The sequence below is a fragment of the Pseudomonas sp. EA_5y_Pfl2_R50 genome (assembly GCF_963970475.1).
Taxonomy (GTDB): Bacteria; Pseudomonadota; Gammaproteobacteria; order Pseudomonadales; family Pseudomonadaceae; genus Aquipseudomonas.
Map to the genome: position 1 here is coordinate 63,796 of NZ_CAXAPT010000014.1, position 13,304 is coordinate 77,099.

Below are 13,304 nucleotides of genomic sequence, written 5' to 3' on the forward strand. Positions count from 1 at the left end.
GCCCGGGGCGAGGTACGTGATGTTCAAGCTCAAACGCATTCTATTGATCGCGCCAAGTGAAATGACCCATACCCCGGCGTTTGAGCGTGCCCATGCCCTGGCGTGTGCAACCGGTGCGTTGTTGCACATTGTCGCGTTCGATTATGTTCAGGCGTTGGCGGTCGCCGGGCTGGTGGATCGCGACGCGATGGCCCAGGCACGAGAAGGCTATTTGCAGGTGCACCGTCATTGGCTGGAGCAGCAGGCACGTTTTTACCGATGCGGCGGCCTGCAGGTGAGCAGCGAAGTGGTCTGGGCCCGATCGAGCCTGACCAACCTGCTGGAATACGTGAATGACTTTTGTCCGGACCTGGTGATCAAGGACACCCATTACGTGCCAGCACTCGACCGCGCCTTTCACCGCCCCCTGGACTGGCGCCTGCTGCGCGAGTGTCCGACGCATCTGCATCTGGTGACCAGTGCCAGGCATCCCAAACCTTTGAAAATCCTGGCGGCGATCGATTTGTCCCATCTGGAAGAGCTGACGCACGGCTTGAATGACCGGATAGTTGATCTGGCTTCGACCCTGGCGGCCAGTTGCGGCGCCGAGTTGCACTTGCTTAACGTCAGTCGTTGGTCAGAGATCAGCGATGCACTGACGAGCGTGCCGACAGGCAGTCTTGAAGACAGCTTCAGGGTCGCGATTGAAGATACGCAGCAAGAGGCTTTCGATGTGATCGCCGAGCGCTATTGCGTCGAGGACGCCCATCGACATCTGCTGACAGGTATTCCCCACAAGGTCATTGGCTTGTTCGCACAGCAGCATGGCTTCGACATGGTGGTACTGGGCACGGTTTATCATCACACCCCTGCACGGTTTATTGGCGATACCGTCGAGAGCCTGCTGAACCGGGCGCCGTGCAGTTTGATGATCGTCAAGCCTCTATGCTCATTCGATTGAACGAAGTGCCATCGAGCCTGCAGTTGATAAACATCAACTGCAGGCTCGATGGCATTGATCTCACTTCATGTTGATCATGATTGACGCAAAAGCCCTCGCCGTTTTCGGCAGGGTTGTTGGCTGGTCAAGAAGGCGGTACTCCGTTGCGCCCGGGTTGATCCAGATCAAACGGCTGTTTTCAGTAGGCAGCATTGTCTTGATAAAGACGGCGAGTGATCCGGTCATGTCAAACCACAGGCTTTCAGGTTGGTACCACGCGGTTCAGCAAGGGAGCAGGGACGCCGCGCACAGATACCTGGAGTGGATGGGCGCAGGTTTCTGGAGGGAGGAGACGACCATTTTGCTGTCGGTCTTGTCGGCGCTGCTGGTGGTATATTTCACGGCGTTTCACTTCGCCTCTCAGGCGGTGCAGGACTTGGTAAAAACGTGCACAGCGAGCCTGGAGATCCAGCTTGAAAATGCCGATACAGATCCGCTGACCACATTCCTCGCCCGGCCGTTGTGTGAATGCATGGCACGTTCCTTCCTCGACAAGAATGGCGTTGTGCGCCTTGCCATGGTCAACCGGCACCTGCTTGATTCGACGGATCTTGAACCCGTGACTGAAAAGGACGAGGAGGCCTGCGTCAGCGCCCTGTGGCTACCCAATGTCGAACTGGCCAGGCATCTGTCCCTTGAGGAAGCAAGGCGCTAAGAGCCGGGAGGTTACGGAACAGGCACGATGGAGCGGGATCAACAGGGAGGAGGGCGATGGCAGCCGGCAATCAACTGCTTGAGACCTTCAAGATCGAGGATCTTGACGTTGCGCCCGGAAATCTCCACCAGTGCCTGATCCCGCAGATGGGCGATGCCACGACAAATGGTTTCCAGGCGCAAGCCCAGGTAGGAGCCGATTTCCTCGCGGCGCATTTTCAACACGAAATCCGTCGATGAATACCCACGGGTTTTCAAACGTTGCGACAAGTTCAGCAGAAAGGCTGCCAGACGCTCGTCCGAGTTCATGTTGCCCAGCATCATTAACATGTCGTGATCACGCACGATTTCCCGGCTGAGGATTTTGTTGAAGCTGCGCTGCAGGGACGGCAGCTCATGGGCCAGTTCCTCCAGACGAGCAAAGTGGATAGGGCAGACCTCGCTATCCTCAAGCGCGACCGCATCGCATGCATGCAAGTCCGTGCTGATAGCGTCCAGACCTAACATTTCGCCGGGGATCTGAAACCCCGTGACCTGCTCGCGACCATCGACCGAAAGAATGCTGGTCTTGAAGGAGCCGATGCGCACCGCATACAGCGAGCACAGCGGATCGCCTGCCCGGTAAAGCGCCGCGCCCTTTTTGACCTTGAAGCGTTGCACGATCAACGTGTCCAGGCGCGCGACTTCCTGACCGTTCATGCCAATGGGCAGACATAGCTCCATCACACTGCAGTTCGAACACGCAGTCTTCAAGACATGTACTTGTAAAGTGCGAGCATTCGACATGAGAAGTGGCGCCGTAATGGATGACTCACTAAGGATAGGCGGCGGGGCGACCAGGGCTCACCGGATTAGCGGGTTCTCCGGTGTTATCGACGAATGGGCACCTTTCGACTACGTCATCAAAATGTTCGTCACAGTAAAGACAAGGTCGTGATGTTTCGAAATTCAGGAAGAAAAAGCTTCTGAGCGTTGTTGCGCAGGCTCCGTGTTTCTGTGCCGTTGCTGCCAAGCTAACTGTGCCTGGACTTCAGCTGCTGCATTTAAAACACTCTGCGCCCAGTTCTCATCATCCGGACGCACGACCACGACGCGAAAACCGTGATCATAGCCTTCAATCTGCACGCCCTCGGAATCATCGACATGCAAGTCGATATCGAATGCGGGTGGAAACTTCGAAGGGGAGTTCGAAAGCCCATGCGCTGTCAGGGCATGGTTATGCCGAACACTGTTGACCACACCGTCAACGTGGATACCGTGCAGTAATAACCAGCGCCGGATGTAAGAGGGTGTCCGACCGGACGACGTGTAGACCCAGATGCTGCATCCCTGTCGGCGTAACTCTCGGGTCAGGTCGCGTGTCCCCCTACGCAATGGCTCGCCCAGCCAACGATGAACAAAAGCCGGCAGCCTGCTGTGCTCGACAGCGCAGTGATGGGCCTGACAGGCCAACGTGTCATCGATATCAAACGAAATACGGATGCGTTGGCGGCTGAATGCGTCCGTCGCAATGGAACGCTTGATTGCTTGCCACGCTCGACCGCTGGAAACCCGGCATCTGTCGAGCATCGGATACCTGTTCATCATTTGCCCCCCAGATAAACGGGCACAGGTTTGTCGCTCACAAAAAATTCCTCTGGATCAGGTGCTTGTTCTTCCAGGAAGGCTGCATATTTTTTCTTGATCTTGGGCAATTCGTACAAGGCCTTGACGCCATGTTTGGCGGAGTTGCGGATGACGGATGACGGGTTGAAGTAACCCTCGGCGTTGTCCAGCGTCAGTACGAACGGCGGCAGCCCTGCACGCATGAGCAAATAACTGACGATCAGCGACCCAGTGCGGTTATTGCCTTCAATGAACAATTGCGGCTTGCTGAGGATCCGTACATAGACACCGGCCGCACGCTTCCAGACAGATTCGCTGCGATACGCACAGTACCAGTTGTACAAGTCCTTTATCCCGCCTTCAACGTTGTTGAAGAAGTGTTCTTCAGTAGCCGAGAGGTGCTGAGCGTACTCCAGACGACGTGCCGGGTCTCGACCGCAGAGAACGGTGGCATTGATCTCCAGCATCAGGTTCAGTTGCTGAAGATCGAACAGATCGACACCACGGGCGACATAGTCGTCAATCAGCGCATAGCCATCAACCACATTGCGCAGCACTTCGTCAGTCAAGGGATCACGCGGCTCGGTAAAGTGCCTGCTGAGCTCGGCAAAGCGACCCTGCACCTTACGGAGTGCACGCTCGACTGCTGGCAAGTCAAGTCGACGCTTTGCGGACATTGGCAATCCTGATTAGAAGTGTGAGAGGTAAAAAGACCGAAGACATGCCAATGTCGTTTGCCATTGGCTGCTTTCGGTCTTGACCGGACGTTTGTCGATCAGCTGAATTTGCCGCTGATGTAATCGCTCGTCATTTGCTCGCGGGGATTGTCGAATATCTGGGCCGTGGGGCCCATCTCAACCAGATAGCCGGTACGCGTACCCTGGGAAATATCCACCGAGAAAAATGCCGTGGTGTCAGCGACACGGATCGCCTGCTGCATGTTGTGAGTCACCAGCGCGATGGTGTAATCCTTCTTCAACTCGACCATCAACTCCTCGACACGGCGGGTGGCGATCGGGTCAAGTGCGGAGCACGGCTCATCCAGCAACAGGACTTCCGGCTCGGTCGCGATGGCGCGGGCGATACACAGCCGTTGCTGCTGGCCGCCCGAAAGGGACAGGCCGCTGACCTTGAGCTTGTCTTTTACTTCATCCCACAACGCCGCGCCCTCCAGGGCGTGCTTGACGCGATCACCAAGATCGCCCTGGTAGCGATTGAGGCGCAGGCCAAAAGCGACGTTATCGAAGATGCTCATCGAGAACGGGTTTGGTTGTTGAAACACCATCCCGATATAGCGGCGCACGACCACGGGATCAACGCCCTTGCCATAAACGTCTTGCCCGAGGAAATGCACATGACCCTCGAAGCGAAAGCCTTTGACCAGGTCATTCATCCGGTTGAGGCTGCGCAGCACGGTACTCTTGCCGCAGCCCGAAGGACCGATGAATCCGGTGATCTTGTTTTTTTCGATGGGCACATGGCTGTCACGCACCGCCATGAAATTGCCGTAGAAAATCTTGTCCAGCTTGCAGTCCATGACCACAGGGACCTGTGTCTCGACCGGGGCAACTTTTTGCGCAGATAATACATTCACACTATGTGCTCCCATTCTTAAAACTTTGGCTTGCCGAAGATTCGGCTGACGATATTCACGATCAGCACGATTATCACCAACACCAGTGAGGCTGCCCATGCGAGCTCAAGCTGATTGTCGAACGGCATGCCTGAAAAGTTGTAGATCAGTACGGCGAGCGATGCGGTCGGACTCATCACCGCCAGGCTGCCGTCGTGGTAGATCCAGTAGTTGCTGAACAGGGCGGTAAACAACAGCGGCGCGGTTTCGCCGGCTGCACGGGCCACCGCCAGCATTACGCCGGTCAGGATCGCCGGCAGGCCGGTAGGCAATATGATTTTCCAGATCACCTGCGATCGGGTGCAGCCCATGCCGTAGGCGGCATCCTTCATGATCTTGGGCACCATTCGCATCGACTCTTCAGCGGTCAGCACAACGATGGGCAGCATCAGAACTGCCAGCGCCACGCCACCTGCCGGTGCCGAGTAGGTGCCCGTGGTCATCACCACCAGGGCGTAGGCAAAAACACCCGCCAAAATCGAAGGCAATCCGGTGAGCATTTTGGCGGCAAATCGCGCGGCGTTGGCCAGCTTGCTCTCCGGCCCAAGCTCAGCCAGAAAGATGGCCGCCATGATACCGACCGGAACCGCGATGGCGGCGGCGATACCGACCATAACGAAGGTGCCTGCCATCGCGTTGCCGAAGCCGCCACCCGTCTCGAAGCCGGTCGGAGGCAGTTCGGTGAACACCTCCAGGCTGAGGCGGGCACCACCACGTGTGATCAGCATGTAGAGCACGGAAATCAGGGGCACGCTGGCCAGCAGGGCGCCAGCCCAGACCAGCGTCGTCAACACCAGGCTGCGCAGGGCGCGGCCTTCAAACTTGCGCTGCAGACTGGGCAACGCGACCGCAGGGGAAGTGAGGTCAGTCATCATTTAGTACCACGCTGGGCATAGACCATGATCATGGAGCCGATGACGTTCACGATCAGGGTGATCAGCATCAGGACCAGTGCCGCATACATCAAGACCTCGATCTCTGTCGGTCCCGCCTCGGGGAAGTTCAGCGCCAACAGGGCGGCCAAGGTATTGGCGGGTGCAAACAGAGAAAGGGAAATGTTGTTCGAGTTGCCTACCAACATTGCCAGGGCCATCGTTTCACCCAAGGCCCGGCCCAGACCCAGCACCAGCGAGCCGAAAATGCCGGTGGCAGCGGAGGGCACCATGACCTTGAGAATCGCTTCCCAGTGGGTGGTTCCCATGCCATAGGCCGCCTGCTTGGTTTTCATCGGAACGCCGGTGAGGGCATCCTGCGAAACGGCGGCAATAGTCGGCAGAATCATGATGGCAAGCACCAGCGCGGCAGGTAACAGCCCCGGGCCGCTCAAGGTCGTGCCGAAAAAAGGGATCCAGCCAAGTTCACTGTTCAGCCAATCCGTGAGGGGACGAATGGCCGGGATCACCACGTAGATGCCCCACAGTCCATAAACGACGCTGGGAATGGCCGCGAGCAATTCGACAATGGTGCGAAAAACGGCCGCCAGTTTCGCGGGCAGGAAATCCTGGGTCAGGAAAATCGCCATACTGACGCCGAAAAAGCCTGCGATCATCAAGGCGATGAAGGCGCTGTAGAGTGTGCCCCAAATGGCCGGCAGGATGCCGTACTTGCCCTGGTTCACGTCCCAAACGGTCCCCAAAAGGACGTCAAAACCGTGTTTCTCCATGCCTGGAAGTGCCTTGCGTCCCACCTCGAACACCAATGCAAAGACCAGCGCCAGAACGAGAACCACACCGATACGCGCCAGTGCGCGGAAGGTGCGATCAACCAGAAAATCCTTTGCAGACGGTGGACGGCAGGCGGAATCCGGATTGACCGGTACGACAAATGGCTTGTTCATGGGCTATTCCGGCGTAGGGGAGAACGCTCTCGGCGGGGCTGGGAGCACACGCCGAGAGGTCTCGCGAGCGTCACTGGATGTTGGCGGAAGCTTTGCGAACCTGATCGACGACCGATTGGGGCAGGGGGATGTAGCCCATCGAGTCGGCGATTTTCTGACCTTCAGTCAGGCTGTACTCCACCATTTCACGCATGGCTTTGGCCTTGGCCGGGCTTTCGTTCTGCTTGCGGAAGATCATCCAAGTGTAGGAAGTGATCGGATAGGACTTGGCGCCTTCCGGATCAGGCAGCCAGGCCACCAGGTTTTCAGGCATCTTCACCGCAGCCAGAGCTTCGGCACCGCTCTCGGCATTCGGCACAACGTAGTGACCGGCCTTGTTCTGCAATTGGGCAAAGTCGACCTTGGCCAGCTTGGCGAAGCCGTACTCGATGTAGCCAATGGCGCCCGGGGTCTGACGTACCGTAGCGGTCACGCCATCGTTTTTAGGCGATTTGATGAATTTGTCGCTGGCTGGCCAGTTGACGGTGTTGCCTTCACCCAACTCCTGCTTGAACGCCGGGTTGATTGCCGCCAAGTGCTTGGTGAAAACCGCGGTGGTGCCGCTGGAGTCTGCACGCACGACAACGGTGATCGGTGTAGCAGGCAGTTTCAGCTCCGGGTTGGCCGCGACGATCTGCGGGTCGTTCCATTGGGTGATCTTGCCCAAGAAGATGTTGGAGTAAACATCGCGTGGCAATTTCAGCCCTTTAGGACTGCCTGGCAGGTTATAGGCCAGGACGATTTCCCCCGCTGTCATTGGCAGCAACTGCGCGCCTTCGGCAACCTTGGCGATGTCCTCGTCTTTCATCGCCGAGTCGCTGGCGGCGAAATCGACCGTTTTGTTCAAAAAGTCCTGCACACCTGCACCGCTGCCCTTGGATTGATAATCCACGGTGACACCAGCGGTTTTCTTGCTGAAATCCTTGAACCAAGTGAGGTAAATCGGAGCCGGAAAACTGGCGCCAGAACCTGTCAGTCGAACGCTTTCAGCAGCGAAAGACACTGAGGTTGCACAAAGAGAAACCGTAATGGCGAGCGCAGCAGACTTCATCAAATTTTTCATCGAGGGAACTCCTTGTGGTAACGGGCTCCGGAACTCTGCAACAAACTTGTTACGGTTTTATGAAAGTCGGATGGCACAAGATCCCACTGACTGATTTGTCTGCCAGAACTGCGATTGTTTTGAAGTTACTTTGAAATTGCATATAACTAAACTAAATGAATATTTAGTTTAGTTATATGCAATTGTTATTAAGAAATGAAGAAGGGTAGCTCACCAATGATCTAGGGTTAGCTCATCCTTCGCCGTCGGTATATTCACTGTAAAGAGCAATGGATTATGGACTATGAGCGTTTGCCGAGTACTTGGGTTATCGAGGAAGCGCGTGCTTTTTTGAGGGCCGCACAGATCCTCGAGCAAGGTGCTTCAAACGGTGATTTCCAGCTCTACTGGCCAGCCGTGATGAATTCGGCACTAGCGTCTGAGCTGCTTCTTAAGTCCTTCCTCGTTGAGGCTGACCCTCGATTTCCAAGGTCTGAATATGATCCTGAAGGACATTTGCGTTTGGTCGCCGGCTTGCCAGGCAACAGGCATGGCCTGATTGATCTGTACAACGCTATTCCTATTGAGTTGGCTAGCCAGCTGCGTGAAACGTCGGAGAGATTGGCTCCAGGATTTCAACTGGAAAAATGGATCACGGCTTGCTCTAAGCTTTTCGTTGGCACTCGATATCCATATGAAGCCAACTCGGTTCAGCGTGTTGACCTGGATGTGTTGAAGCTCGCGCCGCACCTGGATCAGGTGCTTGAGGACATGACTCGTCAACCAGTCAGTGCCAGGCTTTAAATCTGATCACCAGAGCATCCCAGTCCCATATAGGGTGTTACACATAATGTATATTATGTTAAATACTGTATTTGGCTACGCACTCGTTGGTGGGATCATTATTCCCGGCTGTGATTTAGAACGCCGCCGCTTGAGCAACATCAACCCCCGTCCGCTTCGAATGGATTAACTTGACCTGACTTTCGCTGACCCAAGGATTCCCCATGCCTGCCGAAGTGGATGTTGCGATTATTGGCGGTGGCCAGTCTGCACTCGCCGTGGCTTATTTCCTGCGCCGTACCGGGCGTTCCTTTGTGATTATTGATGCCGAAGCGGCACCGGGTGGCGCGTGGCGGCATGGCTGGGATTCCCTGCGACTTTTTTCACCGGCGACCTGGAGCTCCATCGCCGGTTGGATGATGCCTCCAGTCACTGACGGCTACCCAACTCGCGACAACGTACTCGATTACCTGAGCCAGTATGAGCAACGCTACCAGTTTCCCGTCGAACGGCCCTACTGGGTCAACGCTCTTGAACGTCGGGGCAATCACCTCAACGTAAAAGCCCAGGGCCGCAGTTGGCTGGCCCGCACCGTGGTCAGCGCGACCGGCACCTGGCGCCATCCCTACTTGCCGCATTACCCCGGCAGCGAAACCTTTACCGGCCAGCAAGTGCATTCGGCCCACTACGTGAACGCCAAGCCGTTTGCCGGAAAAAAAGTCCTGGTGGTGGGCGGTGGTAACTCCGGAGCACAGATCCTCGCTGAAGTCTCGCAAGTGGCCGATGCCACCTGGGTCACTCCGCAGCCGCCAGAGTTTCTTGCCGATGACGTTGATGGACGCGTGCTCTTCGAACGCGCCACTGAATGCTGGAAAGCACAGATGGCCGGCATCGACATTGAGAGGCCGGTTGGCGGCTTGGGCGATATCGTGATGGTGCCGCCAGTCGTCGAGGCTCGGGAGCGCGGCGTGCTGCACGCGGTTCGGCCGTTCCTGCGCTTCACCGAGACCGGCGTGACGTGGGCTGATGGCGCGCAAACGCCGGTCGACGCGGTGATCTGGTGTACCGGCTTCCGCCCTGCCCTCGGCTATCTGGAATCACTGGGCGTGTGTACCGCCGACGGGCGCGTGGCCGTCAAAGGTACGCATTCGATTCTGGAGCCGCGTCTGTGGTTGGTAGGTTATGGCGACTGGACAGGCGCCGCTTCCGCGACACTGATCGGCGTGACCCGAACGGCGCGCAGTACCGTCGAGGAAATTGAGCGATTTTTGAGGGAGCAGTGAGTCGGCGCACCTCAGCTCAGTCAACGCGGATTGACATCAAAATCGACCTCCTTTATCAGCACTTCTGTGCAGGAGACGCAAAATGAGCATTGATTGGATCAATTTTACGCCTTGGACATCCCTGGGCGGAGGAGCCTTGATCGGCCTGGCGGCTAGCATGTTCGTTCTCGCAAATGGTCGCATCGCAGGCATCAGTGGTTTGATTGGTAGCGTGATGCAATTTGGCAGCGAAGGTTGGAGCGAGAAGGCGCTATTTCTTCTTGGTTTGTTGCTTGCGCCATTGTTATGGGGAGCATTTAACGTGTTGCCGCAAATCGAGATCAGGTCAGAGTGGCCTGCCTTGATTACTGCGGGGCTGCTCGTCGGCGTGGGAACCCGTTACGGCTCCGGCTGTACCAGCGGTCATGGCGTTTGTGGGATCTCCCGATTGTCAGCCCGATCCATCACGGCAACGATGTGCTTTATGTTCGCCGGCTTTGCAACGGTGTACGTCATGCGTCACGTGGTGGGAGCATGAACTTGATCAAGTTGGCGGCATTTTTTTCTGGCCTGATCTTCGGCCTTGGTCTTCTCTTGGCAGGCATGACGAACCCCGCCAAAGTATTGGCTTTTCTTGATGTGGCCGGGGCCTGGGACCCGTCACTCGCGCTGGTAATGGGAGGGGCCATCGCAGTGGCGGTTGTCCCCCTGAATTGGGCGCGCAAGAACAAGCAGTCCTGGTTAGGTGCGCCCATGCAGTTGCCGATGAAAAGGGAGTTGGATGCCCGTTTGATTGGCGGCAGCCTTGTGTTCGGTATAGGTTGGGGAATTGCGGGGATCTGCCCTGGTCCAGCGGTCGCTATCCTGCTTACGGGGCACGGGCGGATCTTCATATTCGTACTGGCCATGTTGGCTGGTATGTACTTGTTCTCTCTATTTGAACGTCGACGCACGACCTGATCACCTGCGCTTGGATGATTTCGCCAGCTTGCTATCCGTCGTTACCTGGATCGTTTTCGGCGCGCTGGTGATCCCTTGGGCCACATGAACACGCTGCACTGCGTTCGATAGCTGAGCGGCGATGCGTTTCGCAGATCAAGGGGATTCCGATGGCCGACTCAAGCAAGAAAATGAGCCTCATGGGGCTCACCACGCTGGTGACGGTGAACATGATGGGCTCAGGCATCATCATGTTGCCGACGAGCATGGCCCAACTCGGAGCTGTTTCATTATTGTCATGGATCGTCACTGCTGTCGGCTCCATGGCCATTGCGTATTGTTTTTCCCAGTGTGGCATCTACTGCCTGCGCTCAGGCGGGTTATCCGCCTACACCGAAGAGGCACACGCAAAATCAGGTTTTTTCCTGTGCTCGTATTTGTATTTTCTCTCGCTGGCGATCGCCAACGTGGCGGTGGCCATCTCCGCAGTGGGCTACATGACCTCGTTCCTGCCTTGGCTGGGAAGCGGCGCCATTCCATTGTTCATCGGAACGGTCGGCTTGCTCTGGTTGACCACCGCGGCTAACTTTGGTGGCCCTGGCATCACGGGCAGGATTGGTGCGGTGACTGTCTGGGGGGTAATCATTCCGGTAGCGGGCTTGAGCATCATCGGCTGGTTCTGGTTCAAACCCGATCTGATAATCGCCGCCTGGAACCCGAACGACCTGCCAATATCCGATGCGATCAGCAAAGCGATTCCCCTGACGCTCTGGGCCTTCCTCGGCATGGAGTCGGCAGCCCAGGCCTCCGATGCAGTGGAAGATCCCAAGCGCACTGTGCCGCTGGCCTGCCTGTTCGGTACATTGGGGGCGGCAGCAGTCTATGTGCTATCGACAATGGTCATTCAGGGCATCATTCCCAATGCCGAACTGGCCAACTCATCAGCACCCTTCGCGCTCGTTTATGCGCATATGTTCAACCCTGCCGTCGGTAACATCATCATGGCGCTCGCGGTCATGGCCTGTGTGGGCTCGCTGCTGGGCTGGCAGTTCACTCTGGCGCAAACTGCCAAAATGACCGCTGATCAGGGCATGTTCCCGAAACTGTTCAGCAAGGTCAGCGCAAGCGATGCCCCCATCATCGGGATGCTGGTCTGTGGAGTGCTGCAGACCTTGATGGCACTGTCGACCATTTCGCCCAATGCGAGTGAGCAGTTCGGGAAACTTGTCAGCCTTGCAGCAGTGACCAACCTGATCCCCTATGTGACGGCGGCCACCGGGCTGCTGGTCATGATGTACAAAGCCAAAGTCAGCGCAGGCGTATACAGCCGCAACACCCTGTTGGTAGTGGTTGCCGTGGCCTACTCCCTGTACGCGCTGTATGCCTGCGGCAAAGACGCCGTGTTCGGCGGCATCCTTGTTCTGGTGTTCGGCTACCTGCTTTACGGTTTCCTCGCTAAACGTTTTGTCGACGTCTCTGCGCCTGCTCATCCCAAGCCCGACAGCGCTTGATCGCAGGCTTTGGGAAAGCACAGAGATCTGAATTCGAGGACACTCGCGCATGAACATGAAACTATCCAGGAACAACCACATGCTGCTCGTTTGCATGCTTGCGCTGCTACCGGTAATGGCCCATGGCAATACGCTTGAGCGCATACGCACGAGTCATGCTTTCACTCTCGGCTACTTGCCTGACTTCGCGCCCTTCAGTGATCAGGCTGCCGAGAAAGCCAGCGGTTATGCAATCGATCTCTGTCTGAAAATAGCCGAAAGGCTCAAGGCCGACCTAGGGCTGCCCGAGTTGAACATTCAGTACCAGCCTGTCTCTGTTGCCGATCAGATGAGTGCCGTCAGTACGGGGAAAGTCGACATTCTCTGTACCCCGACCCCACCCACGCTGGCGCGGCGCAAGCTGGTCAGCTACTCGGTGCCGGTCTACACCGCCGGGCTGTCGGCAGTGGTGCGCCGGGACGCATCCCAAGCCTTGCTCAATGTGCTGGACGGCAGGGTGGCGCATACCGGGCCGACATGGCGAGCCACCGTGAATCGCGGTCTGTCCAATCAGACGTATGCCGTCACCATTGGCGGTGTCACCCAGACGTGGATACTCCAGCAAATGCGATTGCTCGGTGTTGTGGCGACGCTGGTCACAGTAGAGAACGCAGATGCTGGTCTTAAGCTGGTTGCCGAAGGTAAAGCCGATGCGTTCTTCGCTGAGCGGATGATGCTCAAACATCTCCTGAGCAAGAATTACTCCGCAGGGAACGTGCTGCTGCTGGAGCGGATTTTTGAGTACGCACCGACTGCAATGGCAGTGGATCGAGAGGATGAAGATTTCCGCCTGCTGGTCGACACGGCGCTGAGTGAAATGTATCGCTCCGGCGAGATAGAACAGGCATTCGACAAATACCTGGAGGGGGCCAGTGACGCGGCGAAAAAACTGTTCAAGGTCTACGCGATCCCCTAAGCGCTAAGCCTGGCATCCACTTCGACGTTCAACCCAGGCATCTCACGCGTCCCAGAGCAGCGAAC

General features: G+C 56.8%; 15 protein-coding genes. 8 read left to right on the forward strand and 7 right to left on the reverse strand.

Annotated features, from left to right (window positions below):
- Nucleotides 1–19: 19 nt before the first annotated feature.
- Nucleotides 20–940 (forward strand): universal stress protein, encoded by a 921-nt coding sequence (locus AACY19_RS22215; RefSeq protein ID WP_339453757.1) that lies wholly within the window; start codon nucleotides 20–22, stop codon nucleotides 938–940.
- A 67-nt stretch (nucleotides 941–1,007) separates the two neighbouring features.
- Nucleotides 1,008–1,634, forward strand: a complete 627-nt coding sequence (locus tag AACY19_RS22220; protein WP_339453758.1) for a hypothetical protein — start codon at nucleotides 1,008–1,010, stop codon at nucleotides 1,632–1,634.
- Between the two features lie 38 nt (nucleotides 1,635–1,672).
- Here AACY19_RS22220 and fnr read toward each other — a convergent pair whose 3' ends face one another.
- The 7 genes from fnr to pstS form a co-directional block, all read right to left on the reverse strand.
- Nucleotides 1,673–2,419: a fumarate/nitrate reduction transcriptional regulator Fnr gene (gene fnr, locus AACY19_RS22225; protein ID WP_339453759.1), complete on the reverse strand. Its 747-nt coding sequence runs from the start codon at nucleotides 2,417–2,419 to the stop codon at nucleotides 1,673–1,675.
- Between the two features lie 162 nt (nucleotides 2,420–2,581).
- Complete coding sequence (locus AACY19_RS22230; protein WP_339453837.1) at nucleotides 2,582–3,217, reverse strand: hypothetical protein; 636 nt, start codon at nucleotides 3,215–3,217, stop codon at nucleotides 2,582–2,584.
- Nucleotides 3,217–3,915: a hypothetical protein gene (locus tag AACY19_RS22235; protein WP_339453760.1), complete on the reverse strand. Its 699-nt coding sequence runs from the start codon at nucleotides 3,913–3,915 to the stop codon at nucleotides 3,217–3,219. Before AACY19_RS22235 ends, AACY19_RS22230 begins: the two co-directional genes overlap by 1 nt.
- 98 nt (nucleotides 3,916–4,013) lie before the next feature.
- Nucleotides 4,014–4,847 carry a phosphate ABC transporter ATP-binding protein PstB gene (gene pstB / locus AACY19_RS22240; RefSeq protein ID WP_445262321.1) on the reverse strand — a complete coding sequence of 278 codons (834 nt, stop codon included), beginning with the start codon at nucleotides 4,845–4,847 and terminating at the stop codon, nucleotides 4,014–4,016.
- Between the two features lie 2 nt (nucleotides 4,848–4,849).
- On the reverse strand, nucleotides 4,850–5,743 hold the full coding sequence (gene pstA, locus AACY19_RS22245; RefSeq protein ID WP_339453761.1) for a phosphate ABC transporter permease PstA: 894 nt from the start codon (nucleotides 5,741–5,743) through the stop codon (nucleotides 4,850–4,852).
- Entirely contained in the window at nucleotides 5,743–6,708 is a 966-nt protein-coding gene (gene pstC, locus AACY19_RS22250) for a phosphate ABC transporter permease subunit PstC (protein WP_090454569.1), read from the reverse strand. The genes pstA and pstC overlap by 1 nt, the downstream gene beginning before the upstream one ends.
- A 70-nt stretch (nucleotides 6,709–6,778) precedes the next feature.
- Nucleotides 6,779–7,810, reverse strand: a complete 1,032-nt coding sequence (pstS, locus tag AACY19_RS22255; protein ID WP_339453762.1) for a phosphate ABC transporter substrate-binding protein PstS — start codon at nucleotides 7,808–7,810, stop codon at nucleotides 6,779–6,781.
- A 276-nt stretch (nucleotides 7,811–8,086) separates the two neighbouring features.
- Between pstS and AACY19_RS22260 the strand changes: the two genes are divergently transcribed.
- The 6 genes from AACY19_RS22260 (at nucleotide 8,087) to AACY19_RS22285 (ending at nucleotide 13,239) form a co-directional block, all read left to right on the forward strand.
- Nucleotides 8,087–8,593 carry a hypothetical protein gene (locus AACY19_RS22260; RefSeq protein ID WP_339453763.1) on the forward strand — a complete coding sequence of 169 codons (507 nt, stop codon included), beginning with the start codon at nucleotides 8,087–8,089 and terminating at the stop codon, nucleotides 8,591–8,593.
- A 203-nt stretch (nucleotides 8,594–8,796) separates the two neighbouring features.
- The gene (locus tag AACY19_RS22265; RefSeq protein ID WP_339453764.1) at nucleotides 8,797–9,855 is read left to right on the forward strand and encodes an ArsO family NAD(P)H-dependent flavin-containing monooxygenase; all 1,059 of its coding nucleotides are present in this window, start codon (nucleotides 8,797–8,799) and stop codon (nucleotides 9,853–9,855) included.
- A gap of 82 nt (nucleotides 9,856–9,937) precedes the next feature.
- The gene (locus AACY19_RS22270) at nucleotides 9,938–10,372 is read left to right on the forward strand and encodes a YeeE/YedE family protein (protein ID WP_339453765.1); all 435 of its coding nucleotides are present in this window, start codon (nucleotides 9,938–9,940) and stop codon (nucleotides 10,370–10,372) included.
- 2 nt (nucleotides 10,373–10,374) lie between these two features.
- Nucleotides 10,375–10,794, forward strand: a complete 420-nt coding sequence (locus AACY19_RS22275) for a DUF6691 family protein (protein WP_339453838.1) — start codon at nucleotides 10,375–10,377, stop codon at nucleotides 10,792–10,794.
- 149 nt (nucleotides 10,795–10,943) lie between these two features.
- Nucleotides 10,944–12,284 (forward strand): putrescine-ornithine antiporter, encoded by a 1,341-nt coding sequence (gene potE / locus AACY19_RS22280; RefSeq protein ID WP_339453766.1) that lies wholly within the window; start codon nucleotides 10,944–10,946, stop codon nucleotides 12,282–12,284.
- A gap of 49 nt (nucleotides 12,285–12,333) precedes the next feature.
- Nucleotides 12,334–13,239 carry an amino acid ABC transporter substrate-binding protein gene (locus AACY19_RS22285; RefSeq protein ID WP_339453767.1) on the forward strand — a complete coding sequence of 302 codons (906 nt, stop codon included), beginning with the start codon at nucleotides 12,334–12,336 and terminating at the stop codon, nucleotides 13,237–13,239.
- Nucleotides 13,240–13,304 lie beyond the last annotated feature (65 nt).